At 46.9% G+C, this 24,770-nt stretch carries 26 protein-coding genes and 3 pseudogenes; 5 read left to right on the forward strand and 24 right to left on the reverse strand.

Features of this window, described 5'->3' with window-relative positions:
* Positions 1-7 precede the first annotated feature (7 nt).
* From traF to AC6I8U_RS25830, 16 genes and pseudogenes are all read right to left on the reverse strand, one after another.
* Positions 8-790 (reverse strand): type-F conjugative transfer system pilin assembly protein TraF, encoded by a 783-nt coding sequence (gene traF, locus AC6I8U_RS25755; protein ID WP_498019685.1) that lies wholly within the window; start codon positions 788-790, stop codon positions 8-10.
* Positions 787-2,529, reverse strand: coding sequence for a type-F conjugative transfer system mating-pair stabilization protein TraN (gene traN, locus AC6I8U_RS25760; RefSeq protein ID WP_498019686.1), 1,743 nt, complete (start codon positions 2,527-2,529; stop codon positions 787-789). The genes traF and traN overlap by 4 nt, the downstream gene beginning before the upstream one ends.
* Positions 2,526-3,227: a type-F conjugative transfer system pilin assembly protein TrbC gene (gene trbC / locus AC6I8U_RS25765; protein ID WP_498019878.1), complete on the reverse strand. Its 702-nt coding sequence runs from the start codon at positions 3,225-3,227 to the stop codon at positions 2,526-2,528. The genes traN and trbC overlap by 4 nt, the downstream gene beginning before the upstream one ends.
* A gap of 17 nt (positions 3,228-3,244) precedes the next feature.
* Positions 3,245-3,487 (reverse strand): hypothetical protein, encoded by a 243-nt coding sequence (locus AC6I8U_RS25770; RefSeq protein ID WP_498019687.1) that lies wholly within the window; start codon positions 3,485-3,487, stop codon positions 3,245-3,247.
* A 67-nt stretch (positions 3,488-3,554) separates the two neighbouring features.
* Positions 3,555-4,142 carry a hypothetical protein gene (locus AC6I8U_RS25775; RefSeq protein WP_498019688.1) on the reverse strand — a complete coding sequence of 196 codons (588 nt, stop codon included), beginning with the start codon at positions 4,140-4,142 and terminating at the stop codon, positions 3,555-3,557.
* 9 nt (positions 4,143-4,151) lie between these two features.
* On the reverse strand, positions 4,152-5,135 hold the full coding sequence (traU, locus tag AC6I8U_RS25780; RefSeq protein WP_498019689.1) for a conjugal transfer pilus assembly protein TraU: 984 nt from the start codon (positions 5,133-5,135) through the stop codon (positions 4,152-4,154).
* Between the two features lie 41 nt (positions 5,136-5,176).
* Complete coding sequence (traW, locus tag AC6I8U_RS25785; RefSeq protein ID WP_498019690.1) at positions 5,177-5,887, reverse strand: type-F conjugative transfer system protein TraW; 711 nt, start codon at positions 5,885-5,887, stop codon at positions 5,177-5,179.
* Positions 5,884-6,234, reverse strand: coding sequence for a TrbI F-type domain-containing protein (locus AC6I8U_RS25790; RefSeq protein ID WP_498019691.1), 351 nt, complete (start codon positions 6,232-6,234; stop codon positions 5,884-5,886). The genes traW and AC6I8U_RS25790 overlap by 4 nt, the downstream gene beginning before the upstream one ends.
* A pseudogene (gene traC, locus AC6I8U_RS25795) lies at positions 6,231-8,821 on the reverse strand (type IV secretion system protein TraC). The gene AC6I8U_RS25790 and the pseudogene traC overlap by 4 nt, the downstream one beginning before the upstream one ends.
* Before the next feature lie 3 nt (positions 8,822-8,824).
* Positions 8,825-9,235 carry a type IV conjugative transfer system lipoprotein TraV gene (traV, locus tag AC6I8U_RS25800; protein ID WP_498019692.1) on the reverse strand — a complete coding sequence of 137 codons (411 nt, stop codon included), beginning with the start codon at positions 9,233-9,235 and terminating at the stop codon, positions 8,825-8,827.
* Between the two features lie 10 nt (positions 9,236-9,245).
* Positions 9,246-10,835, reverse strand: coding sequence for a TraB/TrbI/VirB10 family type IV secretion system protein (locus tag AC6I8U_RS25805; RefSeq protein ID WP_498019693.1), 1,590 nt, complete (start codon positions 10,833-10,835; stop codon positions 9,246-9,248).
* Positions 10,825-11,565, reverse strand: coding sequence for a type-F conjugative transfer system secretin TraK (gene traK, locus AC6I8U_RS25810; RefSeq protein ID WP_498019694.1), 741 nt, complete (start codon positions 11,563-11,565; stop codon positions 10,825-10,827). Before traK ends, AC6I8U_RS25805 begins: the two co-directional genes overlap by 11 nt.
* A 3-nt stretch (positions 11,566-11,568) precedes the next feature.
* Positions 11,569-12,129 carry a type IV conjugative transfer system protein TraE gene (gene traE / locus AC6I8U_RS25815; RefSeq protein ID WP_498019695.1) on the reverse strand — a complete coding sequence of 187 codons (561 nt, stop codon included), beginning with the start codon at positions 12,127-12,129 and terminating at the stop codon, positions 11,569-11,571.
* A 27-nt stretch (positions 12,130-12,156) separates the two neighbouring features.
* Entirely contained in the window at positions 12,157-12,462 is a 306-nt protein-coding gene (gene traL, locus AC6I8U_RS25820) for a type IV conjugative transfer system protein TraL (protein WP_498019696.1), read from the reverse strand.
* A 12-nt stretch (positions 12,463-12,474) separates the two neighbouring features.
* Positions 12,475-12,771, reverse strand: a complete 297-nt coding sequence (locus AC6I8U_RS25825; RefSeq protein ID WP_498019697.1) for a type IV conjugative transfer system pilin TraA — start codon at positions 12,769-12,771, stop codon at positions 12,475-12,477.
* A 43-nt stretch (positions 12,772-12,814) separates the two neighbouring features.
* A complete protein-coding gene (locus AC6I8U_RS25830; RefSeq protein ID WP_498019698.1) occupies positions 12,815-13,165 on the reverse strand; it encodes a TraY domain-containing protein in 351 nt (116 codons plus the stop codon).
* Between the two features lie 396 nt (positions 13,166-13,561).
* Here AC6I8U_RS25830 and AC6I8U_RS25835 point away from each other — a divergent pair, with 396 nt between their 5' ends.
* Positions 13,562-14,635 carry a DUF1805 domain-containing protein gene (locus AC6I8U_RS25835; RefSeq protein WP_498019699.1) on the forward strand — a complete coding sequence of 358 codons (1,074 nt, stop codon included), beginning with the start codon at positions 13,562-13,564 and terminating at the stop codon, positions 14,633-14,635.
* Positions 14,636-16,231: 1,596 nt separating this feature from the next.
* A complete protein-coding gene (locus AC6I8U_RS25840) occupies positions 16,232-17,509 on the forward strand; it encodes a replication initiation protein (protein ID WP_498019700.1) in 1,278 nt (425 codons plus the stop codon).
* A 257-nt stretch (positions 17,510-17,766) separates the two neighbouring features.
* On the opposite strand, the gene AC6I8U_RS25845 is transcribed toward AC6I8U_RS25840, so the two are convergent.
* The 8 genes and pseudogenes from AC6I8U_RS25845 to AC6I8U_RS25880 form a co-directional block, all read right to left on the reverse strand.
* On the reverse strand, positions 17,767-17,937 hold the full coding sequence (locus AC6I8U_RS25845; protein WP_498019701.1) for a hypothetical protein: 171 nt from the start codon (positions 17,935-17,937) through the stop codon (positions 17,767-17,769).
* A 10-nt stretch (positions 17,938-17,947) separates the two neighbouring features.
* Positions 17,948-18,535 carry a DUF6338 family protein gene (locus AC6I8U_RS25850; RefSeq protein WP_498019702.1) on the reverse strand — a complete coding sequence of 196 codons (588 nt, stop codon included), beginning with the start codon at positions 18,533-18,535 and terminating at the stop codon, positions 17,948-17,950.
* Between the two features lie 144 nt (positions 18,536-18,679).
* Positions 18,680-19,634, reverse strand: a pseudogene (locus tag AC6I8U_RS25855) (caspase family protein).
* Positions 19,635-19,643: 9 nt separating this feature from the next.
* On the reverse strand, positions 19,644-20,054 hold the full coding sequence (locus tag AC6I8U_RS25860; protein ID WP_079324622.1) for a TIR domain-containing protein: 411 nt from the start codon (positions 20,052-20,054) through the stop codon (positions 19,644-19,646).
* Between the two features lie 1,023 nt (positions 20,055-21,077).
* Complete coding sequence (locus AC6I8U_RS25865) at positions 21,078-21,464, reverse strand: hypothetical protein (protein WP_498019703.1); 387 nt, start codon at positions 21,462-21,464, stop codon at positions 21,078-21,080.
* A gap of 93 nt (positions 21,465-21,557) precedes the next feature.
* Positions 21,558-22,022 carry a hypothetical protein gene (locus AC6I8U_RS25870; RefSeq protein WP_498019704.1) on the reverse strand — a complete coding sequence of 155 codons (465 nt, stop codon included), beginning with the start codon at positions 22,020-22,022 and terminating at the stop codon, positions 21,558-21,560.
* A gap of 69 nt (positions 22,023-22,091) precedes the next feature.
* The gene (locus tag AC6I8U_RS25875; protein ID WP_498019705.1) at positions 22,092-22,685 is read right to left on the reverse strand and encodes a DUF2913 family protein; all 594 of its coding nucleotides are present in this window, start codon (positions 22,683-22,685) and stop codon (positions 22,092-22,094) included.
* A gap of 60 nt (positions 22,686-22,745) precedes the next feature.
* Complete coding sequence (locus AC6I8U_RS25880) at positions 22,746-23,363, reverse strand: recombinase family protein (RefSeq protein WP_498019706.1); 618 nt, start codon at positions 23,361-23,363, stop codon at positions 22,746-22,748.
* A gap of 287 nt (positions 23,364-23,650) precedes the next feature.
* Here AC6I8U_RS25880 and AC6I8U_RS25885 point away from each other — a divergent pair, with 287 nt between their 5' ends.
* The 3 genes and pseudogenes from AC6I8U_RS25885 to AC6I8U_RS25895 form a co-directional block, all read left to right on the forward strand.
* Positions 23,651-23,887, forward strand: coding sequence for a TA system antitoxin ParD family protein (locus AC6I8U_RS25885; RefSeq protein WP_498019707.1), 237 nt, complete (start codon positions 23,651-23,653; stop codon positions 23,885-23,887).
* A complete protein-coding gene (locus tag AC6I8U_RS25890; protein ID WP_498019708.1) occupies positions 23,859-24,161 on the forward strand; it encodes a type II toxin-antitoxin system RelE/ParE family toxin in 303 nt (100 codons plus the stop codon). Before AC6I8U_RS25885 ends, AC6I8U_RS25890 begins: the two co-directional genes overlap by 29 nt.
* Before the next feature lie 112 nt (positions 24,162-24,273).
* Positions 24,274-24,639 (forward strand): annotated as a pseudogene (locus AC6I8U_RS25895) (IS6 family transposase); the annotation flags it as partial.
* Positions 24,640-24,770 lie beyond the last annotated feature (131 nt).

Raw genomic sequence — 24,770 nt, forward strand, 5'->3', positions numbered from 1 at the left:
GAAATCGTTAAAAATCGGGCACCTGATAGTCGGTGGCGACGTTGTAAAAGCGGCCAAGCAATTCATCTTGTGCGATGAAGCCATAGGCAAGCGGCTTAAATTCGCCCGTGGTCGGGTTCACCAAAATAAGCGCAGGCTCAAAAGGCACCACGACTTTGCCCTCATTGAGACGGTTCTCTCGTATCCCCTCCACAAACACGCCGTCTTCGGACAGGCCCAACAATTCAATGTCGTAAGTATCCGCAAATTGCTGCATCGAGGGGGCAAGCTCTTGGCTAAGCACATCGCCGCCATTGTAGACAAAGAAAAACCCCCACCCTTCGTCTCGCATCTGCGCGACGGCCAATACCTTCTTCGCCCGCTCCATTTCCACAAAGGTGCCCCGTGCCGCTTGCTGAACGGGGTAGTCTTTGGTGTAAGAGAGCTCGGGGTTTTCTGCGAGCACCTTTTTGAAGGTCATACCGGTTTGGGAGGTTTTCTCGCCAATGTATTGATGCAGCTGCATCACCAACTTTTGTTTTTGCTCATCGTGTGGATTGATGGTGGCATCGGCCAGCGCTTCTTGATACATGGCCTGGAACCACGCCAGTTGCTCAGTGGCGCTCAAAGGCTTTGGCGGCGCCGTCTCTACGGGCGGCGCGGTGTTTTGAGGCAGTGGCTTCGGCTCTGGTTTGGGCTCGATCATTCTTGGCTCGTTATACCATCGCCAGCCGGGGGGCTGCTCGGTATTTGCCAGCCCTTGCCATGACAGAATAAGCATGAGAAGGAAAGCAAGAGAACGTCGTTTCATCCGTTGCCTCCATACGCGCTTTGTAGACGCGATTGGATTTCACTGCTGCTTGGCAAGTCTGCATTGGCGTGCATGTCGCCATAGAAGTCCGAGAAATCAATCACGTCAAAGTTAATTTGCTGAAGCTGCTCAGGCGTGATCGGGTCACATTTAGCAGAATTTGGCCCGCCAAAACTGATGCCCAACTGTCCTCTTACCCCTTGTACTTGAATGATGCGAGCAAGCTTGCTGCCGAACACGCAATAACTTTGCTTTTTGCGAAGACAAACACCCAGAACACTCTCTGCGCAGTAATCCCCCAAATATACGGTCACGCCCGCTTCTTTTGCTTCTCCCAAGGCTTGCTCTTCACCGTCACATCCAGCAAGGCCCATGTTGGTGCCCCAACCGCCGTCATCGCAGCAATTGGCAAACCCAAGGGGCTTGTCGGTGCATTGCAAATTCTCGCCCGAGAAGATAAGCGGCGGGTCCCCTAAACCTTTGGCCGCTTCTCCTAGCGCCGCCAAACTCGAAGCGGCTTTGTCAAAATCACTCGATGGCGTTGGCATTGGACTATAGCAATCCCCATCAAGACAGAATGACACTTCACCACATACCATGTTGCTCGCTCGGCATTCGGTTTCGGTGCACTCCTTGGAGAGTTCATTCTCAACACACACACCGTTTAACATCAAGCTGCACGTGGTGTCTAACGTGGTGCACTCGGCAAACTCCCCACAGGTATCATCGAGTTCGCATTGGTGAATGCGTTCGTATTTCCAGCAAGGGAGGAACGTAGGTATCCCATTGACGGTTCGTGTTTCTTCTCCTTCGACGCAGGTTTCAGAGACCATATGACAATCGGCCAATAGCGTGCATAAGGTTTGCCATGTGAACGTGTTACGTACACAGGTGTGCCCCACTAACGTGTAGCTGTCAGGGCACGTGGGAGTTGCGCGTTCGACGTCTTCTACGTGAGCGCAGATTTCCCATGATTTTGTCCACCCTTTATGCTTGCCTTGTCGGCAACTGTAGCTGGTACTGGCCTTTAACTCCCCTTTCCAAGTGGTTATTGGCGGCATTATTGACCCATCCCACCTACGATATGAGGTGGAGTTCATGCAATTCCCCCCTCTTTGATAGTACCTGTTAGCGAAGTCGTAACGACACTCGGTTCGTGTGCGACGACAATCGATGCCATCCAACGTCCATCCTGACTCACACACATACGTCACCCCAATCGAGTCTACGGTCGCGACGGGAACTCTCTCACAAGGGACGGGATTGTTCGTTGGTGCGTTGCACTTTTTGGTCACAGGGTAGGGGTAGCACTGTTGACCTGATTCGCAATCGACATAAGGGTTGCTGTTGCCGTGGGCGATATCGAAAGCATGCTCTTGGCCAATCAAGGCAAACTCATAGGCCGGATCGTTTTGTACATTGGGTTTGCCTTTATTGAAGTTGTCCTGTATTGCCCCTGCCTGCTCATTCGAGAAAAACTCTGTGGTCTTTTGATCGTTGATTTGCGCGCTACTGAGACCACTTTGCGGTGGATTGTGCACGCCACTGACGCACGCTGCGTCAGCGCAGTAATCATTGACGTTAAGATGTCCTTGAGCTTGGTTGGTGATACCTTGCTGTGCGCTCTGTGCCCAACCCACGTTGTTTTGATAGCGCTGCTCTTGACTCAACGCGCTTGCGTTTAAGACGAGAGGAACACTGAAAACCAAAGCCGCAAGCAGTCGATGAATATTGTTCATTGTGATCCCCTTGCAAGAACGGCATTGACTACCTGTGGGTTATCGCCTCGGCTCAGTGTTTGCAAGGCTTGCTCTAGCGATACATTGCCTCGAACAATGTCATAATCGCTCGTTGTACAGGTCTGTTTTGGTAAGCAGTGTCCTGGCTTAATCGCTACAAAGGTCGGCACGTCGTGGATGTTAAAGGTGTGAAACCACTCGGGATTGATGGCAAAGCCGCTTTCAATCAGTGGTTGGTCTGGCTTTGGGTGTACCAAGGATTGAATGCGATTCGCGGTCGCCGGAAACCCTTCGGGCAGTACCCCTCGGATCACCAAAGGCACTTGCCATTTTGCGCTTTGCGCTAACAGTGCACGCAGCGAGCTATCGGGCATGGTGAGTGACACAAAGACCATCACGCCACTTGGCGCCGCGTAAGGATTGGGCGTGGCCTCGGGGATATCGATAGCGCCTTGAAGATGTCGTGGATCAAGTTGCTGTTGCCAATGCTGCTGCATGCGCAGCGCTTCTTCGGCAAACGGCGCACTGGCGTCATTCGCCGCTTGCGTCCATTGCTCGACACTATCGCGCCCTGCAAGCGCCATTTGCTGTTCACGCTGCGCGAGTGCTTGAAGCTCGGCTTGAGAATAACCCAACTCATTCGCGACCACGTTGGCCGCACCGATAAGCGCAAGTATCACCATTGCCTTGTTTGTCATGTTCACGATGCTTCTCCTTATACTTCGGTACTGCCGACCCACTGCTGACCTAGGTACGCCTCAGCGCCGCACACTGTCCACTGCGGTGGAAAACATGCATTCAAGTCGCACAGCCTTTCGTGACTCCAGCCTTCGCGCGGGGCAATAATGAGCGCAAGTTGCTGACCTTCTAAGCTCATCACCAAGAGGTTTTGGTGTTTACATTCGGTAAGAATGTCGGGCTCGTGAGCGGTGAGTTGATTAGTGATAAAGGTGATCATCGTGACCTCCTAGGTTTAACGAAGACAAATTGGGTTTAAAAGCTACATTGACCCTATTTCAATTGACTTATCGTGGTGAGTTCACAGCAGCGGCCTCAAATACCCATGCATACGTCTTTTCAATCTCTTCAATCGATTGATACAAAGGCGGTATGCAAGTGTATCTGGATGCCCATCGAGTTCTGGGTAAGTCACGACCTATCGTTTCATCATCAATATGGTGCTTGCGATAATGTTCAATGAGCGCAACGTCTAGACACTCACCCTTGCCGTGACATTGGCTGCACCAACTGGTATCCGCAACAGTATACCCATAGTACTCAAACAGCCCAGGCGCGCAGCTATCACACACTTGGCAAGGAAACGCTTGCTGGTCGTGATGGTTCATGGCCGTGAAAAACTCGCCAGGGCCAAGCGTCAATCTTGTTAGTGGCTTTAGCTTATTGAGTAGTCGCTTTCGGCTCTTACGTGATAAATGAAGCGGTTCTATTAGCCTATCCAATGATGGCACTTGCTCCGTATCTTTAAAGCCAAAATAGACATTCTGAGCGTCGCATTGTGTTAAGAAGGCATCGAGCACACTCTCTAGCGACGCTTGGCCGGACGGCGTTTGATGCTGTTTTCTAAAAAAACCAAAAAGGTGTCGGATGCTCATGTTCTTCTCCTATAAGAAAACACAGTTGCGTTTACGCCACTGCACAAACCCGAAGTTGTCACCGGTTGTCGGGTTGTCGTGGCCCATTTCCCAAATGGCGGTGGTCGTCGTATAAGGATGACACCATCCCGCATCAGGATACGGCGCACTCATTTGATAGCGATAGCGTGACTTGGGTAAGATTGGCATGGCGTGTTGATAACAAATCGCGCCGTCTTCGCCGCGTGTTTCCCATACGATGCCCTCACGGTGAAGCTTATAATTGAGCCGTTCCATAATGAGCGTACCGGCTTGTATAGGAGTGTCGCGATAGTTCGTCGTGCCCGTCAGTGGGTAGGCGCTCCCTTGAGAGCCAAGACACCAAAACAGCGCATCAAACGGAAGCACGGCGTTACTGGTTGTGGCAATCGCTTCAGGGACGCAGGCCAGTTGAGCAATCGGGTTACCGAACACAATGGCCTCTGGGTTTAAAATGAACGCGAGTTCATCGTCATCCCACAGTGGGTCGATCTCTGTCATATAAGCCACATCAAAGGCATCGGTGGCCATGCACGCACTTGATTGGATCAGCTGTAACCAATAGATCACGGGGTATTTGTACCAATGGGCGTGATAGAAGCCTCCGTCACTGCTGTCGCCTTCCCTTGATGTTGTGCGTCCGCCTATATTCGGATCATTAGCATCGCCAAGCTCCATGCCCATATTCACCATGCAATAGGGTATTCTGGTGACATCGGTTAGCGCGTAGGGCTCCCAGTACCCAATATTGAGTCCAATTTGCATGTAAACAGGGGGCGGCTTTGGGCAATAAGAAATAGGCATGTTGGGGTTGTTGGTATCTGGGTACTGTGAAGGGATGAGTGGCACTGAACCAACCGTCATTGGAAACATACACTCCCAACAAATATCAGAAATCGGGTTAATAAAATGGCCGGTACACATCGCACCAGCGTGAGCGGGAAGAGTTTTGGTGAGCAGCAACGCAAGCAGCATACTCAGTCCTATTAATCCCATTATTTTTTTAAAGGCCGGTTTCATTGGGTGCCCTCTATTGCTTGGATTGGAGCCGCGGTGTCTAGCGGGGCCGCTGAATCTTGTTCGCTCACATCAATTTCACGCACTTGCCAGTAGTGGCCTTTTTGCCTCACCACGCTTGGCACTGCTTTGATGTGCATGCGGCGAGTCAAATCCCCTTGCTGAGCAAAATACAGTCGGGTGTTGAGCACGGTAGCCACCTCATTAGGACTGCCCCCGGTGAGAATCCATTTGATGGGCAAATTACTCTCAAAGCCCTTCGCCCACTCAAGCTGCTGATGGTCGCGCCCATCGAAGAACACTAAGGTCTTTTGGTACTCAAATTGAGGTAGGTCCACACCTTGGGGCCACGTCTTAGTATCAAACGGGTTGATGCGTTGCCCCGCTTTCGCAATGACGACGCCACTTTGGGGTAGGACGATGTCTTTGGCGAGGGTCAAACTTGGATCGACATAGAACACATCAGGCTTTGACGTGCGTCCAATCTCGACGGGATTGGGGGTGTTCACGCTGCGTTTCACTTGCTCCGTAAATTCGTCTTGCATTTGTGCGAGCTTACCGGTTTCCTCAAATCGCCTGAGCCTGGCCTCAATCCACGACAGCATGTCTACTTCACCAACCTCGAAGGTGGCACCCAGGCGGCCCAAATCCTTAGCATTAATGGTCGCAGAGAGTAAAAGCGGAAGTATGATCAAGGTATGTCGGATCATGATTTGTCTTCTTTTTGGTAGTACTCAATGATGGCGCGCTGTATCTCCGGCGTGACGTCGTGAACGCCTTCCACTACTGCGGCATCAACAAAAATTCTGGCGTTGGTTTTGGCTTGGTAATCGGCCAGCACTTGTTTCATGACGGTGGCAAAGTGATTGAGTCTGCGCGATTGCACGTCAAAATCGTCTTCACTTTCGACAAGGGTCTTTTGGTAGCTATCAAAGGTGCCTTTCATATCAAATCTCACCAATGGCGCCTCAGTAGGGGCGATTAACCAGTGCGTGAGTACGGTCGTGGTGATGCTCACACTGATGGCGATGAGAATGAGGGCGAGGGTTCGGTTCATACAACCTCCTGTTTTCGGCGCATTGCTTGTTCGAATTTGGCGATGTCGTCACCGTAATAATGCTGTGCGGTGGCTTCGATGGCGGGCATGAGCGCCATGCCTTGGTTCATCAAATCCTCACAATAGGTAAACTCGTGAGGCTCAGTACTCAAACAGGCCCGAGAGAACGGATCTGAGAACACGCGGTGATAGCTCACTTGGCTACCCGCCTTGATGCGCGCACAGCTGTATCCGGCTTTATTCGCTCGTGGGAAGTTCTTGATGACACGCTGCTCATATTCGGTGAAGGTTTTCGGGTTTTCTTTAACAAAGGTTTCAAATCCTTCCCCTTGTCTCAATGTGATATGAATATCGGAGTTGTTGTAACAGGCCCGCGCTTCGGCATTAGAGAAGAAGTCCTCAATCCCCTGTGTGACCGTGCAAAATGAGCCACCAAACTTACGCGCGGTTCGATAGCCTTCATTGATAAACGATTGCGCCTGTGCGTTGGTGCCTGACATCAAGCTCCACGCTTCCTCGATGATGCACATTTTCTCGCGAGAGCGGTCCCCTGACAGGTACATTTGTTGGTTGATCGACACGATGAGCGCAAAAATGACGGGTCTTAGTACTTCATCACTGAACCCATCGAGCTCTAGAGTGGTGATGTCGATGTTGGGGTCAAGCATCGACGGTTTGTTGAAGGTTTCCCCGTAAATGCCGTCGGTGCAATACTTGTTTAGCTGAATACCAATGTCACGGATTCGTTGGTCGTTGTTATGCTGCTTCGCGTGCTCAAACAGGGCGTGTTGTACATGGTCCACTAACGTGTCGGTGCCATGGGTTTCCCAAGCGTCCATGATCGCATCACCTAGCACCGCATTTTGCAGACCACTCAATGCTTCATAAGGCGAGGCGATGGTCGCAAAAAGTGCCGTGATGTTACTGAGCACTTCTTTCATCGGATCGACGGTGTTGCCCTCATCGTCCTTATGCATCCCTTTTTTGGAGGCTTGTTCCACCAAGGTGCCCAAATGGGTAAAAGGGTTAAGAAAGATGCGGGTATGGTCGAGATAGGTGCCCTCAAGCATCAGCGTGAGCTTCTTATAGCCCGCGCCTTTATCGAGAATCCACACCTTGCCGCCTTTGGCGTACACCATTTTCGCCAGCTGCTCGACTAAGAAGCTTTTTCCCGCGCCCGAGCCGCCGGTTAGGGCGATGTTTTTGTTGTCGGTGCCACAATTGAATGGGTCAAAAAAGGTGATTTGCCCGCGAAGCGTCGGCAGCATCAATCCATTGGTGAAGCGTTTGGCATCCAAAACAACCGGAAAGAAGTTCACCAAATTACTGCTTTTGAGCGGGTGCATGCGACCGGCGCGCACTGCGTCATTCCAGAACCCATCGGTCATCATGAACGGCAGCGTGGCAAGCAAGGCTTGAGACTGGATCATGATGAGCGGGGTCAGCGTTAATCCTGTCGAGGCGAAGGTGTTGGTGGCCGCCGTGGTATCAATGAGCTGCTGCTCCGGGGTGGTAAAGAGCGTCAAGGTCATCGCCATGGTTGATAAGGTGTAGTCCCTATCGGCGAGTCCTCGCTGCAGCTGTTGACGCTCTTTGAGCTCATCGCCAGCTGTCGGTGAAAACATGGCCATCGGGGATTTCAAGGTCTTGGTTAAATCCGCAATTTTGCTGTTGTTGGATTGCTCAACCTGTCCCGTGACCTCTTGTCTGAAATTCAACGTCAATAAATGGGGGCAGCGAAGGTGCTTGGCAACGTCTCGAATGGAAGAAAAACACTCCGGCATCATATAGAGGCGAAAATCCCCAGGCATGCGCGTCAGCCCAAGCGAGACAATGCGCGATTGACGCTCAAACCCTTGCTCATTGGTGTGACGAGTATCAATGTGACGGCGGTTGATCAAATACTCCCCATCGGGGGCCAGCATTTGTTGATTGAGCGGCGCGTAGGGGTTGTATTGCTTGCCCTTAACGTGGGTTTGCTTGGCATCGAAGTTCAGCACATCGCCCACAAAGCTCTGCAAGGATTCCGGCGTCATGCGCTCGCTGTAAATACCCAACTGCGTAAAGGCGGTTTCGACGGTGTAACGAAGATGGGTAAGCGTCTCTTCATCGTCCACCTTTGTGGTGGAAACGAAGAAGAACGCGTGATAATCGCGTAAGTCAAAATGGTGCGGCTGGTTGTGAAAAAACCTTCGGTGGCGGCGAACTCGGCGTACTCGCGCTCTTGTTTGGCAAGTCTGGCACAAATGCCACCGCGACGGGCCATGACTTCCTCATTGGCGGCGAGGTAATCGGCCACTCGGTTATGTCCAAATAGAGATAATTGATAGTCCCATTTGTCCCCTTGAGGGAGGTCGCTCACCACCTTGTTCAAATCGCGGATAAGTTCGTCATTAGCCCCGCTTAATACACTGAGTGACAGCCCAAACCCAATCGAGCCGGTGTTATGAAACACATTAGAAATAGTGTCAAAGGTGCGATAAGGCAGTTCATGATGAAGGTGCGCTTGCTCGGTTTTGGCATCGTCATAGAGCCCTGAGAAGTCTTGGCCACTCGCTTGCTTAAAAAGCCGATTTAGTACATTCATGCGTTAGTCCTTCCATATAGCGCTGGCAGGGCGACCGGTCCATCGACTCTCATCGAGAATGAAATAAATGTGCGTGGTATCGATGTAACGGCCATCTTTGTCGGTGAACGGAAAGATGGTGACTTTCTTTTTCACTTCCATGGTGCGCTCAGGCTCACCGTGGCGGTTTCGCATTGGGAGAGTGGTGAACGACGGGGCCCCGGCGTTGACCGAAATGTTGGGTTGGGCTTGACCTGGCACATTGCCTGTGGCGTACACATCGAGGTTGTCACGCACCTCGTTCATCGTGGTACAGCCAGCCACGCCGCCGACCTCATTACAGCTAAAGTCTTCACCCAGCCCTGCTGCGCACCCTCCTAGTAGGCATAGAAGCAGTGGCATAGCAAGTGTTGAAAAGGTTGAAAATTGACTCATGGTTTGACTCCTAATGGGTGACACCAAACGAGGTCGGGGTCGAGTTAGACGGTACTGGGGTCGCTGCAGGTACTTGAATGCCGCGTTTTAACACATCGTTAGCCAGTGGGTTCGTTGGGTTGGATGCTGTGGTTGTCCCGCCTTGCTGCGCGCCCACTGGCATGACTTGGCCAATGACATCCAGCACGCTATTAGAGCGAGAGGCGTTTTCAGCGGCGGCCATCACTTTGGCTTCGTAATCGTCAGCAAGCAGCGGATCTAATGGAAAACCGTCCAAAAAGACGATATTGACCACGGCGCCCGGATTGACTTCGACGATAGGGTGGTACATTTCAGCCAGCTTGATGTAGTAATCTGCGAGCTTCGCTCCCACACTGGAGGTGGCGTTACCAAGCAGGTTCAGCGCGGCGTCTTCGCCTTGAATGGTTTGCACCGAGCCAAGCGCTGACGTAGACGTACTTTGAGACAGCGCCTTACCCGTTTCGCCAAGGCCAGTGAGAATGCCCGCGACGCCCGCCATTTGGACAATCTCCCCATTTTTAAGAATGGTGGTGCCGCGTATGCCGTTACGACCAAAGTTAAAGGCGGTGCCTCTCACCGGTATGTCTAGAATATCGCCCTTGGGCTGAATGCAGCTCATACGGTGCGTCCGGGTGATGCCACGGCTTGAGGATATCTCACCGTATACGGAGCCTGTAATGGTGCAGTCACCGAGTTTCGACTTTTGACCGTTCGGGAGTATGCCCTCGTTGACGGTCTGAAACACGATGGGGGAGGTATCGCCTTGACCAAGCACACCCGCATTTGCATCGGCGCCACCGGTGACCACGGCGGTGACAAACGTGCCCGTTGGCACGTAGTTATCAATATTGCGCTTACCCTTGGCTTCATCCACGGACGCTTGCCAGAAAAAATCGAAACTGTCGAAGGCGTTTTGAGCAAAGCGGCCTTCATCGGTTTTGTTGTAGCGAAGCGTGTTCACATCGGCGTCTTTGTAGGTGGCCTCGATAGACGGTCGAGGGGGCAGCGGTCGTGCGCCAAAGGTCTCGCCGCCTACCACGGTGCCATCTGGCGGGGTATAAGTGCTGTCACCCTCTGCCGAGTATGGAGCGTCCTCATCGGCACTTTGCCTGTCAATAAGCCCAGTTAGACGAGCAATTTCCCCTTCGAGGGACGCGATTTTATCTTGGTTCTCACCGCGTACTTGGTCTGTCACGGCGCGTTCGGTTTCTCTGCGGTTTTTACTGAGCTGCTCTAAGGTATCGTTTTTAAGACGGCGTAACTCCCCGACCAGCCCTTTTACCGTGTCAGTCAAATCGTCGATGGTTTGCTGCTGAAGCATTAGAGCGGATTGATTGTCTTTGTCGGTAAAGTCGGACTCGATAATGGCCCCGAACTCCACAGGTTCGACTTGCTTGGCCTCGACTGGGGCTTTCTTTTGCGTCAGTTTGTAGACGCTCAGCGCGGCCACGGCGACCAAGACCAGTGCTATCACGGTAATGGATTGGTTTCGTGAGCGGGTTTTTTTGTTGATGGCGCCGCCATCTTCAAAGCCGCCTTCTTCATCGCGAAACCACTTTTTCTTTAGGTTATCGAACATGCGACGCTCCTCCACCGGTAATGAGGTAAAGGACAGTGTGCTCACCTGGCTTTAGGTCGTAATCATCGAGGGCAGCGCTTCGAGCGGCATAGCTGTAGAACTGCGCGGTGGTTAAGGTCATCGCTTTATTCGATTGATTGCGCACTTCGTAAATGATGCCGGAATAGTCTTTACCCACGAGGACCGTCTGTGGCACCACGGCGAGCGGTGAGGTGTCTTTGGGTAGCGTTTTTGGATCAACAGGGTGAATGCTAAACCCCGACACTGGCGTGCCATCACGATAATGTATCATCATCGCCTCAGTGAACGCGGCGATAGCCGTAGGGTAGTCGAACTCCAAATCAAACACTGTCGGTTCGCTGTGCTGATGAAATTGCGGCACAAACTCGGTGACAATCGACGGGGTTGCCTTGGGTGTGATGAACAGGGCGAATAAGCGCCCTTTTTCTGTGGTTAAGTGCGCGGTAAAAGGCAATCCCACATTGAGCTTGACTGAGACGGAGCCAGTTTTATCGTTTTGGTTACCCGTGGCGGTACAAAATCCTGGCGGGCAAGTGATGTTGATGATGCGATCATTTTTCACCACCAAGCGGTTAATGTTGACCGATGACAGACTCACAGTAATGGTGTCGCCATCGGTAAAGGTGTAGGACGCTTTGGAGACGTTGTCCGCCAGAGCGGTCGCCGACAAGACCAGCGCGAACCACGCCAGTAACGTTTGTTTGACCATGCGTTAATCCTCTTTTTTGATGCCGACGAGCTCTATCGTGCCATTGGTGTAGGCCATCTGGACCCAATAGGTGACTTGCTCTGGTTCAAGGGGGCGTTTGCCCACTGCTTTGGACAAGGTGCCGGTTTGTTTAAATTGAAGGTGCTCTAAATTGACTTCGGTTCGATTGGGGGCAGGCGCAAAGGTGCTTGATACGCCGCCCTGTTTGATGTTTTTCGCATCCAACATCAATACCGGTTGCACGCTCGGGTACGAGGTTGGCGAGACGTAATCGAGTAACAATCCATATTGGCGTGTTACGTTTTGTGGTGTGACGTTGAGTTTTAAGTAGAGAAAGTATTCCCCCATCATCTGTAAGTAGGCCGCGTCTACCGTGCCATGAGACACCGAAAAAGCGCGAGAGAGAGTAGGGGGCGTCAGTGTGTTCGTCTTGGTTTTGTAGGCGTACACAAGTCCGAGCCCCAAGAGTGCGTTAAGGACGCACATCACCAGAAAGCCTGTTTTTAAAATCGCGTTGAGATTTTTTACTCGGGTGATGGCGTCGTGTTCATGGTGAATATCCATGAGCAACCATCCTTTGACATTGATGAACTAAGAGAGCCAGTAACGGCGAAACGCAGCAGGCGTTCGTTTGAAGAAGGTTTTATTGGCAGAGGCGTCCCCCCACCAATAAAAAGCCAGTGCGATGATGTGTTGTCCGTATTGCAGTTTGATAAAGCCCAACCCGAAGAACCAACCCACAGCAAGACACAGTCCCACCATTTGGTGCTTCGCCATGAACAACAACACAAATATCACCGCAGCAGGCAGTCCTTGGTCTAGAGGTAGACCAAATAACGATTTTCCTCTGTTCAAATACTTGGGTATGACATATTTGTTGTCGTTCTCGTTGGACATGATGTCGTCTCCTTAGGTTAGGCCAACCAATGGTTTCGCGATTTCCCAGAAAATCATCGTACCCGCAAAGCCACCGATACCGACAAGCCAGTTGCGCTGCATACCACCGGCAATCAAACCGATAACGGCGGCAACCACCAACAGAACAAGCTCAACGGTCGAGTCTTCACCGGCGGTCTCTTGCACGACTGATTTACCCGCCGCAAAGAGGTCGGCGGCATGTACAGGAGACACCAACGTGAACAGTGCAAAACAAGCGAAAAGTAGCGCGGTTTGCGGTTTCTTAACGCATTCAAGTAATTGATTCATAATAACTCCATGATCTATCAATAAGATCTTCTATCATTAAAAACTACGCATTTGGCTCTTGGATGGGTTGCTCCCAGCGAGGGCCAAAGCGAGTGAGGTGGTCAGAGAGCCGTCTTGCGGCCTCTTCCCGTTTTGTACAACCGCTCGCTGCTTTTGAGCGGTTGAGCAAATCGTTGACTGTCGGCGTAAGCGTAGCGATGACAGACGTGCCACCATCTACAACCGAATGTTTCGCCGGTAACCCCCAATGAGCACCGAAGCGCGTGAGGTGATCAGACAGTCGTTTGGAGGCTTCTTGCTTTTTTCGGCGGCCGCTGAGTCGTGCTGAACGATCGAGCTTGTCGTTCATCGCCGACTCAAGTACAACGTTAATGGTGATTGTGGTATTTCCCATAGACCCTTCTCTACGTTGATTATTTTCCTTTAGACAAAGCTACCGCCGGAATGTGAACACATACTATTTTGAAAAAAAATGAATTGTTGTGGCAATATAATGACCAGTAAAACGATGTCGTTATTTGCGTTATCTGTGTGATTAGAAAATACGTTCAAAAGGAGTGAGTCATTCTCGTTTGAATGTTTATTTTCTACACTTTATAACTCTTACAAATTTTTATATTATTGGCTATGGGTCAATTGGCCCGATTTCGCAAATAATTTTTTTTGTTGACGAATTGTCGACGAACTGTCGACGAGTTTTCGTCAACAAAATTCATTAATTCATAAAGTTACAACGGTTTTCTAAAAATATGTAAATTGTCCGCAATGTGATATAAATCAAGGAAACGATATGAGTATGTACAGCAAGAACGGGGTATTATGGGGTATAGTTTTATTAGTAGTAACATTCTTTATTTATGATTTTTACAATAATACAACATCTGATAGTATTAACAATAAATTGAAAGGGAAACCACTCGCCGCTTATGAGTTTTATCCCATCATTGAACTAGAGGGTGGAGCGATAACTCTAGATAGAAATAAGCTCAATGAGGCCATTACCGTTCTATCAAATAAAGCAACAGAAGATCCAAAAGCAGCCAATGACTTGGTGTACCTCATCGAAAGTAACTCCGCCTCTCTACTCGTAGATGGTGATAATAATGGCAAGGTTGCAGACTTGAAGAAGCGTTACTATCTAGGCGAACCCGATCACCAGGAAATGCTATTGACGTTAAAAGAAATTGTCGCCGGTGTCGGGAAAACACTGAGTGGGACGCCAATAGAAGTGGTTCTTCATGATACGCGAAACCCAATCAAATCGATCGTTGCAGTGGAGAACACGATTACTGGTAGACGGGTTGGGGATAGCGTCACCAATCTCGGTGTAGAGTTGGTTAAGAAGTACGCTAGAAACGATATTAAGAACACCAATATTGTTGCTTACCCTTTGAAATTGAGTGATGGTCGTCTTGTGAAAGCGACGACAATACCGGTTTATGAAGATGGGATTTTGGTAGCGTTCATTTGCATTAACATCGATGTCTCGCAGTTCAGAAATAAAACAAAGGTGAACGAGATAATTGATAATTTAGTTAGGTTGTCACCAACAGAAAATTACACGGAAATTCAGGAGCTTGTATATATGCTGAGTCAAGAAGAGTCGTTCTTGTCATCGGATCGACTAAATTATCAATTAGAGAAACCATTACTGATAATTCAGGAAAAGAACGGCTTGCTAGCCTGTGCTTATATTAACCCTGAGACTTGTACGAAAACAGGTGAGGCTTGTGCTATTGTTTCTGGTGTGAATAAATACGAAGACATGTTGAACGCAAAGGTTATTGCGGTGTCTGAACGGGCTAGTGAGCTAGGTATCAATGTCGGAGATACAGGGCAGTCTGCATTAAATAAATTTAAATAATAGTAGAGTTAATATAATTATAATGGTCGATATTGTCAGTCTTCATCATTTTTTGTTTCTAATAGTGTTACTTATATTGATACATTTAACAAATGGCCGATGTGTACCAATTGTGGTTGCGTTCGGAGGTGTGGAAGCACTTAGTCATTTGATTAGAATCGATTTACTGCTCAAGATATCTTTATTCGTCAATGTTGTGGTGTTGTACTATCTTGCTCGATTGGTTGTTTTCCAACGGTGCAATAAAGACTATAACGAAGTTGAGACTGAGCTGGGTAAAGTAACGCCTAACATTGTAATTGCTATCTGTCGCACCCCTTATGTCTACGCTTACTTAGAGACAGGAGAGGTCATCAGGTTACGTGATTCTCTAAAAAAGGTAATCAAAAAAAATATATATTTGAATAGTCTGTCCAGAGCTATAGCGACCTGCCCCGAAGTTACGTGCGTTGGGACAGGTCGTTACCTCTATAATGGTATTACTTTAACAAGTGAATCCATAGTAGCAAGGGGTAAAGAGGCGAGTAAGAAACACAGTTCTTAAGTCTGAGTTTGTCTCTGCTTCGAACAAGCTCCTCATGGTAAAGATATTGTTTCTTACCGTTTTGGGAGAGCAACCCAGTAGTTTGCTGGTATTTAAGCTCGACATGCCGAGAGAGTAAAAGAACAAACATCTAAACTGATGTTCCGTGAGTTCAGGAAACACTCGATGCAACTGGCTCTCTTTTTCTTCTGGTAAAAGTTGGCGCAGATTCATGACACGCCTCCATTTTCTGATACAAAAATGCAGGTAACGTGCTGAAAAAAAAGGCAAATGGGGTTAACGATCGTGACAGATTCACGACGAGCAGGTACTATCAACATAGCTCTTTCCTTATTTACGGATAAGGTTGAGTTAGCTTGTTGTCGGTGTTCCACCACCGGCAGCAAGCGCCTGTCGATTAGATTACCACCAATTAGTATAATAAACAATCAAAGCACTGTATTTAAAAACAGTCATTCGTATGCATATACAAACTACCTCCAGTACTATTTAAGTTCTTAAAATCAGCAAGCTACAGTTCGAAACATTCTCCACGCCGAATTTCTGGTTAACTTTTGATCAAAAAAGCACTTGATCTTCGCTCGATCTTTGTTTACCGTAAATATGCAACATGTGGCCTAGTCAACCACGTGGATGTGCTTTCCGGAAGGCGTTGTGTGTGGGTCGAAAGACCTATGCACAACCTCCGAGTTACGTTGTAGGTAATATTTGCGCGAGAAGGTTTGCGCAATGAAGGAAGTTCACCATGAAAATGACTAACCCAATACAAAAGAAAAAGCCAAGTGTTCTTCTCGTTAACGAGAGCACTTGGCTTTTTTGCGTTCTAAGGAGGCCAACACAAGCGACCATACCTTAATTATTGCAACGAATCGGTATCTTTTGCGCCACAGCCTTTGCCCCATCACAAGCGAACGCTAGCAAATAGATACTCATCGTCGTTGTCTACAACTGATTTTCCAGAGAAAGGAGACAGATTGTAGAAAGCTATTCATTTAACACGAATCTTGCCAATTGAGTGTAACTGGCGAGAAGGCTTTTTACAACCCAAATTTATGGGACTAATTGCTTATAATGCCAATGCGCACGCTCAAGCCCCCTTGAGTAACAAAGAGCGGTTCTTTGATGAACTGCCTTACTACTGTCATTGCTCATTAATGAAAGGGGCAGTAGTGTCGCGCTCACGATTGGAAGCGGTGCACTATCCTTTCGTTCAAGCGAATCGCAAGGACATGCGGTCTTGGATGATTTTTGATCTCGACCACGACAACGCGTTTATTTGGTCTGATGTTGGTTTGCCGCCACCAAACATGATCGTGTCGAACCGTCACAACAATCGCTCTCACCTCTACTATGCCATTGACCCCGTTTACTTTGGGCCAAGAGGACGGCAAGGGCCGAAGAACCTATTGGCAGCGGTCTATTACAGAATGCGCACCATGTTACAGGGTGACGTTGGCTATTCCCACTACATTTCAAAAACGCCCTTTCATCCTCGATATCGAACCTCTGAAATTACAAACCATGTATATTCATTGGTTGAGCTCGCGGACTACGTGGACTTTAACCAAAGCACCTTCACGGTGGTGAACGCTACAAAGCAACTCGACCATTGTAAAGAGGGGCGAAACTCAGCGTTATTTAATGCAATTCGACATTATGCCTACTCGCTGGTTAGCGACTATAGAGAAGACCGTAACTACCAAGGTTTTTTCCATGCGCTGTTGAGTTACGGACGTTCGATCAACCAGACCTCATCGTTTTCAAAGTTGAAGAATCAGACGCCGCTCGATGCCAAAGAATTGAAAGGGATCGTTAAATCTGTGGCGAAATGGACGTTTGAACGCTACGAACGCGCCACCATCGTTAAGAAAGTCGCCAAGGGCGTGATGAACCTGGCAGAGACTGACCTAAGTTTGGTGGACAAGCAATCTCTGTCGGCAGATCGCACCAACCAATGTAGAACTCAGGGAACGCGTCAGGCCATCATCGATGCGACCTGGAAATTGGCTGCGTCTGTGGGAAAACAGCGTATTACTCAGATACAAGTTGCTAAGGTCGCGGGAGTTTCAAGACAGACAGTGAGTCGTTATCGTGGGGTAATCCACGAAGTCATTGGCAAGGCCAGCTACCACATTCCTTTGCTGAGTCTTGGCCAGTGTTTTGGAGCGAAGCCAGTTGTCAATTACGGTGGTTTTCAGTTACTACGCCTTTGCGAAGGCACGGTTAATCAGTTCAAGGTAAAAGTCGCTCGGTTATTGATTGTACTGCCTAAAGGGTTCGCTTTACGCCGGACTGATTTTTGGCCTCGTTCGTTGAACGATTGTCCTTGATTGACGAAGCTCAATTAGAGGGTTGATTGTGTTCGACACGACATTAAGGCAGTAAGGAGTGCGTTGAAAATACAGCAGTGGCCACTAGGGTACTTTTTGTCCCCTTGGTAATTAAGATGCGACAGAATCGCTTGGTGATCACAAACAAAACCTGGGGCCCGGTAACTCGGTTATGGACACAACCTAGTTAGAGTACTGAGTCTAACTAGGTTCGTCCAGATGAGAAAAGTGTCTTACAACCTTAAACACTTGTATGTTTATTCATCACCAGGGGGAGCATTGACATTTGATGGGCTATTGTCACTGTTTTCAGGTGGTTGATAGCCAAACCTCCCGTTGTCACTAGATGAATCTGATGATGGTTGATAACCTTTTTTATTTCGTTCAGGTTGATAACCATTATTTTGCTGCTGTTTGCCATCAGACATATTTACTCCTTTATCCTTTTCGTAACTCTACATGTGAGATTTCACTCGCTAGTATGATAATACCAGCTGTTCCATTTTTCGGTCTTTCAAACTTTCCAGTTTCAGATAGGATCCAAGTTTCTTCAAGATAGATTTGTTCTTCATTGGGAGCACTTGAGGCGAATGACTTATCTGAGTATTTTCCGCCTAACACTTCTCCATTTTTCAATGTCACTTTTACCCAAAACGGCTGCTCTTGAGAAAAAACGTAATCCCACGGCTTACCAATAGGATGAATGGAGTTACCCTTGATGATTTTCAATTTCCTTACTTTTATCCAGATCCAGGATAATAATATTGGGTTAATCAAAATCATGTACAAACTAGAAACGATAAACCAGTGTTCATGAGACTTAGTGAATTCTTGGTTGGTTGTGGCAATGAGCAATGGAAGGCAGACTGCGTAGTTTATACAGCTATATGCAACCGTATCGATTAACTGCTTACTTGTATCTCTATTAGTATCGGCAATGAAAATAGAGTACACCTTCAGGCTTATAAAGCCAGGTATAACAAACGCGATAAAGATTACTAGCTTATCAAATTCCCAGATACTCATAAATTCCCTTGTTTAAACATTACAAGTGACATCGGCCTCCCCCATAAGGTACTGCTACACTTAACGTGATGTGTAAAGCACCTGAGACACCATGTCACACCACAACTATTTCGTCGAATTCAACTTAGCTAGTTGTTGCGTTTTCTACAGCCTTTTCTCATTTACCAAGCGCCAATATTGATAGCCGAGTGCGGTTAATCGGCAGGAAGTAGAATTAATGGCTGCAAAGTACATAAATTCTGCGTCTACAGGTACTACTAAACCCACACTTTGGTACTTTTGCAGGTCTTTGAATATCTTAACCTTCTCAGGATCTGCGCTTGCATCAGTATCTTCGTAGGAAGGGTCTAACTTATGCTCAGAATCTGGAGTTGGAAAATATTGGTTTATTTTTCGAAGGGTTTCAAATGGTACTTTAGGTGGAATAACACGTAATGGGGTAAAACTAGTGACGTTAGTTTTAAATATTGGTCGCTGATCCCAAGCCCCAAGCCCCAAGGGCCTCATCAACGTACGCATACAGTGAACCAGGAGTAATATTACCACGAATGTCCGCAGCTCCCCCTTTGAGAGCATCAATCAATAGTGAGGTGAATATTCCTGCGCCGTTTGCTTCCAAAGCAAATTCACTATCTCTACTGGCTGTTAATACGGACATTCCTTCTGCTAATTGTGCAGTACCATTTCCCGATAGGCTTGGTGAACCCATGGCACCAGAATGACAACAGTCGAATATTATAACCTTGTTTCTAGCCTTTGACTGATTGGCCAAAGCTAATATTTCATCCATGGAGACACCTTCATCGTACTTTTTAGCGTCAGTTGTGACCAAGTATCCACCTGTACTCTTAATATAGCCATGACCAGAAAAATAGAGCAATGCCATATCGCTATCGCCCGTAAAAAGCTGTTCAATCGCCTCACGAAGCACAGACCTTGTAATAACTATGCTTGGGCAGGTTATCGTTTTTACCCCAAAGTTAGGGGAGCCGTCTCCATTAGATTCCAATATCGCAGCAAGAGTATTTGCATCGTTAACACACCCACCCAATGGCGACGATGGATAATCGTTTATCCCTATGATCAATGCTTTTTTCATAAGTCAAACCTACTTGTTCTTTCCTTCACCCATCATTTGCTCAATAGCTGATGCTATTTTATCCCAGTCCCAGCTTATAGTTCTGTTACGCTGCAATCCTGAAGGGAGGTTACTAGTTGTATTGGCTCCATCAACATATACACCAAATACAGGGACATTTTGATCTTTAGCCATTTTTATTTCTTTAACCACTCCAGTTGCACTCGCCATAGTTTTACCACTTAAAACGATAAGCATATTACATTTGCCAATCTTGCTTTTTATCAGTGCTTCCCATTGTGATTGAGGCAGCGAAGATTTCGACGACCAATCTTCGATTGCGAACGGGGTTTTTGAGTTCTTAGATTGGCCTACAAATAGATTCTTTTGAGTGACATTGTGATCAAAGTCAAAACTGATAAATGCTCTTGGGTTTGCCATCTTTTTTCTTCCTTATCTGTTTGATTAGTTGATTACAGCAGGATCGATATAGCCAAGAACCACTTCAATCATGATGTGACTCATAAACAAGGCAAAGTATTACACTTCACAAATCCGTTACCTGCACTAATTAACTGACCACATTAGCAAACCTTCATTCTACGTGTATATGATATAAGTCACATTGCATTTAGTTGATATTGAAAGGTGATTTGACTAAGTCTTTTTAACGGATTAGTAGAGCGATTTATAACAGAGATGGGACGTAAACGTTCCTAACGAAAAGGCTGGCACCAAGTTGCTTCAAATTTTGCTTGCGTCTTTGCTAATTAACTAAGGTATGGCAAAGTGGCTTAGTTCAATGTCCAGCCAGGCTGGAGCAGATCATCATGATTACAACGTACTTACTTCGAATAATTTTTCGTAGGGCAAACTCGCGTTAAAAGAATGTGAATGAGCAAAACTACTAACCAGAAAAGGGGCATTTTTGATTAAGAGTATTTTGTGCAGCAGCCTGTTGCACAAATTGGGAAACAGCCTGTTTCACAAGTAAATCTCGTGATGGTTTCATTCGTTCTAAACACGTATTGGGGCAAAACCTTCGCAGAGAAGAAGGCAAACTAAGACAAAAAGCACCGAAAAGTTTCGAACTTTGTCCGCCGACACTTGCTATTTTTCGGTTGAAGTTCCGTGGCCCCTTAACGTTTGCCAATCTACAAAGATGCGGCCTTTGTATCGCAACGCAGGATAAGGAATTGTGAAATATGCACTTTGTCCACATTGGTTGCAGGTGTGTGGAAGTTGATTGTGTTGTTCAACGATTGGTATCAATGAGTTGTAGCGGAACAGACCGTTCCCACATTCGCAGGGGAACTCGACCCTCTCTACACCACCATCCAACATTTTGAAGATCTGTTTAGGTCTATGCTTTCTCATAACTAACGCACTATAACTATATTTACCTATAACAATGGATACAACCAAATTCAACTGCGCTATAACCTCTAGACCACATGATACAAGCTATTTAGAAACACAGAACTTTGAAATCCCCGACTCATTCGTGAATCGACGGTGAACGAGTTTGTCCTGGTCCAACAGCAAGTAAACCGCACATTCGTTTTCTTCGAACACGCCGACGCAGTATCCGTTATTGTCAACTTGAGTTGGTCGCGCATAATCATCAACAAAAAAAGCTTCTACATTGACGACTTTCACGAACTGAACCGGCAATAGCGAATCTCTGTACTTCTCAAAATCCCGAAATCCTTTGAAATTGAAGGACTTTTTGAGCCCGTTCGAGAGAAGTACCTCCACGACTGCTCCAAATGAAGAGTTATTGTCGATAGCGACACCCCTATCATTGAGCGTCAGTGTGTTTGATTGTGAGCGGATTCGAATAGAAGGCATAAGGTGAAAGTGCCTGTGATTATATACAGGTATTATGGTTGGTTATTCTATCCAAAGCAAGACTGCTGTCAGCACGTTTTACTAAAAAGTACACTAATCTTTGATCGTATAGTGAATAAGCTTCATACTTTTCACTTTTTGGGGCCAAGCATTCTTTAAAGAAAAGTAAGTATTACAGAACTCAGAAACCAACTCATCTCTCTCTTCTTTGGCATCTTCGCTGCCCTTGAGTTTTTTTAGTTTCTCAGAGATTTCAATTAAATGCTCTATCTGATCGTCCACTACGATTTTTTTGAAGCTCGAATAGTTTGAAACATGTGTAGTGTACAATGCGGAAAGTTTATCACCGCAAGCAATACACTCATATTCGCTTTTCCGTAAACTACTAGTATTAAAATGGTCCTTAAGACCAGACAGCGATTCGTCTAGATCTTTATAGAACTTATTGTTTCTGTGTTTGAAACCCCATACCCAGCCGCCTAGGGTCCCTATCACCAAACAGACTAATCCCCAAATTGCGTTGCTCGCAATACCGACCCCAATTGATCCCCAATCCATAGTTGAACCTCGTTAAAAACTTTAATAAACATAATGTTAAGCGACGACGCCTAGTGCTCGACTTTTGGTTTACTTAGATTGACTCAACGGATGAAGAAGAATGTGGGCCTGATAAGAATTTTGATTCCATTCTTTCATTTCCGCTACAAACATCCCATGTTGGTTGATCGCATCAATCAACTCTGGCGCCCGCTCCAATTGAATAAGCAGAGAAATTGGCGAAACTTGATTGTCGTTCTCATCAATGCAGTTGATAATGTGATCTTCAAGAACGTACAAAATACCTGGCTGCGCTGCAGCGCTTTCATCAACCAGTTGAGACTCAAGACCTTCTTGCTCGTTAAGGTAAACCAACAAGTTATACAGTCGCTCCGCACCTTCAGTCTTGGTTTTCTTTGCTTTTTCGTTGAGTTCGTACAAACGTTCCTCCAAATTTCCGTTTACATGACGTCCTACTTGAAGCATCTGCTTCAACTCTCTTTTGATGTTGTTGTACTGCTTCATCTTGAGTTTCGGTTTCAAATAACGAACGAGTATTTCATTTCGCTTAGCAACAGGCATATGCCGCGACGAACCAGCGACCTTGAAAAGCAAATGTAGAAGTGAATCGCTCACCACTTGGTGGAGATTACGGTAGTAGTCGAAGTCTTTCAAAGAACGCATGTAGTTTATGAGTCTGTTATATCACCGATAAGTGGCGGGAATAATATCAGGAACGAAAACCTAGCTTCCTTGATCTACCCGAGTTTTCTTAACGCTTGCTATGGTCGAACGGCTGCAACCAAGCAAGGTTTGGATTTGAGACCAACTTTTCCCTTCGTCCAACAACAAAGCAACATTATTCCTCAGTTGGTGATCGGGCTTTCTGCCTTTGTACTTACCAAGGGCTTTTGCTTTCTCAATTCCCTGAGCCTGGCGTTTTCGCCTTGTTTCGTAATCATCCCTGGCCATCGCTGCCGCCAAATCGACCATGAACTCAGTTAACACTTTTGAGATCATCGAGCCTTCGATACTCTCAGTAAGAACAGTATGAGTCATCGGTTGGTCAACCACCACAATATGGATGCCAGCATCAACTAATCGCTGCTTGAGCACCTTCCATTGTTCATAAGGTAGTCTTGAGAGTCTATCGACCTTTTCGATAAGCAAGACATCATTTTTATGTGCGTCATCTATTAATCTTGCAAGTTCAGCTCTTTCCAGATTTGAACCTGATTGATTCTCCACATAGAAACTCGCTATATGTACACCTTTTTGCTTAGCGAACGATAAAAGCTCACCTTTTGCCCTTTCTGCGTCACGTTCAGCAGTTGATGCTCGTAAGTACGCTCTGATGAACATGATTACCTCTCTTGGTTCATTTTGAGTCTAGTTCGCATTAGTAGTTCGCGTAGGGTATGAATTCTTGATTTTTCGAACCAATTCTACCACCTAAATGAATGGTTCGCATTAGGTATACTGTAAGTAAACCAACTTATCTTGCTTAATTTTCTATCGGTGCAACGAATATCACTTAATGATCATCTTTGTTGCAACTTGCAACCAGTGGTGTTTGAGGCTACAATTTTGATATTGCATTTAGATCTGACTAAGGTCGGTTTATCATTTAATTCAACGAGGAATGAGTTATGGCAACTACGGGCGTTAGGCTTGATGAAAGCCTTGTAGATCGAGCGGCGATTATGGGTAAAGCCCTAAACCGTACCACCCCGAAGCAAATTGAGCATTGGGCAAAGATCGGTGAAATGATGGAAGATAATCCAGAACTCACTTATGAGTTAGTATTACAGGCAATCATCAGCAAAGCTGAAATAGAAGCAGGAAAAACGACAGCTTATGAGTTTGATGAAAGTATCGAAGATTGAGCAAACCAGCTCATTTGCCAAAAAGGTAAAGAAGCTTCATAAAAATCAAAAATCGGATTTAGACAAAGCCGTGCGCGCTATTGTTGATAATCCAGCTTTAGGTGAGTTGAAGAAGGGCGATCTAAGTTTCCTTAGGGTTTACAAGTTCAAGATGGCTAAGCAACTTACTTTGCTTGGTTATAGCTATGATGAGCATGGAACCTTGACGCTTACTCTTATGGCTGTCGGTAGCCATGAGAATTTTTATCGAGATATGAAAAACTCAATGTATTGATCGCAACGGGCTTGTCGCAATAAGGGAGGTTCTTTGATTCTAAGGGGGTTGTTGCAAAAACTCAGCTCAAGGTTGAAACTATCTTCGTCTGTGGTGATGATTGGTGAGTTCGATGACCAACCCTGAGTTCAAATGGAAACACTTTGCCCCTGAAATCATTCTTTGGTGCCTTCGTTGGTATGGTTCAACGACAATGAGCTATGCCAACCTCAGCGACATGCTGCAGGAGCGAGGAATCTCGGTCAATCGCTCAACCATTTATCGTTGGTTCATTGAGTATGCCCCGGTACTACGTAAGAAACTGCGCCGTTATCAGCTCATTCGAGCAGACTCTGCGTGGCAGCTCGACGAGACCTACGTTAAGGTAAAAGGAAAATGGCATTATCTGTATCGAGCTATCAACAAGCAAGGCGAGACCCTGGACTTCTATTTCTCCCATAAACGTAATAAAGACGCAGCTTATCAGTTCTTCTCGAAACTGTTTGGTATCTGTAGCACTGTGAGTTTGTTAAGTGCTTTGGTTATGACATGTTGCATCTATTTGAGGAAAATCTTAAATTAATAGTTCATTCGATTTCTGCAACATAGCCTGCTTTAATACTCAGAAAA

This window comes from Vibrio sp. KUL80, assembly GCF_059725495.1.

Excerpts from the sequence above, each read along its gene's own strand:
- traV (WP_498019692.1), bottom strand. The coding sequence starts at position 9,235 with ATGAGTCAATTTTCAACCTTTTCAACACTTGCTATGCCACTGCTTCTA.
- AC6I8U_RS25825 (WP_498019697.1), bottom strand. The coding sequence starts at position 12,771 with ATGAATCAATTACTTGAATGCGTTAAGAAACCGCAAACCGCGCTACTT.
- traK (WP_498019694.1), bottom strand. The coding sequence starts at position 11,565 with ATGGTCAAACAAACGTTACTGGCGTGGTTCGCGCTGGTCTTGTCGGCG.
- traF (WP_498019685.1), bottom strand. The coding sequence starts at position 790 with ATGAAACGACGTTCTCTTGCTTTCCTTCTCATGCTTATTCTGTCATGG.
- AC6I8U_RS25770 (WP_498019687.1), bottom strand. The coding sequence starts at position 3,487 with ATGATCACCTTTATCACTAATCAACTCACCGCTCACGAGCCCGACATT.
- traW (WP_498019690.1), bottom strand. The coding sequence starts at position 5,887 with ATGATCCGACATACCTTGATCATACTTCCGCTTTTACTCTCTGCGACC.
- AC6I8U_RS25850 (WP_498019702.1), bottom strand. The coding sequence starts at position 18,535 with ATGAGTATCTGGGAATTTGATAAGCTAGTAATCTTTATCGCGTTTGTT.
- traN (WP_498019686.1), bottom strand. The coding sequence starts at position 2,529 with ATGAACAATATTCATCGACTGCTTGCGGCTTTGGTTTTCAGTGTTCCT.
- AC6I8U_RS25880 (WP_498019706.1), bottom strand. The coding sequence starts at position 23,363 with ATGTTCATCAGAGCGTACTTACGAGCATCAACTGCTGAACGTGACGCA.
- AC6I8U_RS25875 (WP_498019705.1), bottom strand. The coding sequence starts at position 22,685 with ATGCGTTCTTTGAAAGACTTCGACTACTACCGTAATCTCCACCAAGTG.
- AC6I8U_RS25835 (WP_498019699.1), top strand. The coding sequence starts at position 13,562 with ATGAGTATGTACAGCAAGAACGGGGTATTATGGGGTATAGTTTTATTA.
- AC6I8U_RS25865 (WP_498019703.1), bottom strand. The coding sequence starts at position 21,464 with ATGCCTTCTATTCGAATCCGCTCACAATCAAACACACTGACGCTCAAT.
- AC6I8U_RS25830 (WP_498019698.1), bottom strand. The coding sequence starts at position 13,165 with ATGGGAAATACCACAATCACCATTAACGTTGTACTTGAGTCGGCGATG.
- AC6I8U_RS25790 (WP_498019691.1), bottom strand. The coding sequence starts at position 6,234 with ATGAACCGAACCCTCGCCCTCATTCTCATCGCCATCAGTGTGAGCATC.
- AC6I8U_RS25860 (WP_079324622.1), bottom strand. The coding sequence starts at position 20,054 with ATGGCAAACCCAAGAGCATTTATCAGTTTTGACTTTGATCACAATGTC.
- AC6I8U_RS25775 (WP_498019688.1), bottom strand. The coding sequence starts at position 4,142 with ATGAGCATCCGACACCTTTTTGGTTTTTTTAGAAAACAGCATCAAACG.
- AC6I8U_RS25890 (WP_498019708.1), top strand. The coding sequence starts at position 23,859 with ATGAGTTTGATGAAAGTATCGAAGATTGAGCAAACCAGCTCATTTGCC.
- AC6I8U_RS25870 (WP_498019704.1), bottom strand. The coding sequence starts at position 22,022 with ATGGATTGGGGATCAATTGGGGTCGGTATTGCGAGCAACGCAATTTGG.
- AC6I8U_RS25840 (WP_498019700.1), top strand. The coding sequence starts at position 16,232 with ATGGGACTAATTGCTTATAATGCCAATGCGCACGCTCAAGCCCCCTTG.
- AC6I8U_RS25845 (WP_498019701.1), bottom strand. The coding sequence starts at position 17,937 with ATGTCTGATGGCAAACAGCAGCAAAATAATGGTTATCAACCTGAACGA.
- AC6I8U_RS25885 (WP_498019707.1), top strand. The coding sequence starts at position 23,651 with ATGGCAACTACGGGCGTTAGGCTTGATGAAAGCCTTGTAGATCGAGCG.
- AC6I8U_RS25805 (WP_498019693.1), bottom strand. The coding sequence starts at position 10,835 with ATGTTCGATAACCTAAAGAAAAAGTGGTTTCGCGATGAAGAAGGCGGC.
- traE (WP_498019695.1), bottom strand. The coding sequence starts at position 12,129 with ATGGATATTCACCATGAACACGACGCCATCACCCGAGTAAAAAATCTC.
- traU (WP_498019689.1), bottom strand. The coding sequence starts at position 5,135 with ATGCTGCTTGCGTTGCTGCTCACCAAAACTCTTCCCGCTCACGCTGGT.
- traL (WP_498019696.1), bottom strand. The coding sequence starts at position 12,462 with ATGTCCAACGAGAACGACAACAAATATGTCATACCCAAGTATTTGAAC.
- trbC (WP_498019878.1), bottom strand. The coding sequence starts at position 3,227 with ATGACAAACAAGGCAATGGTGATACTTGCGCTTATCGGTGCGGCCAAC.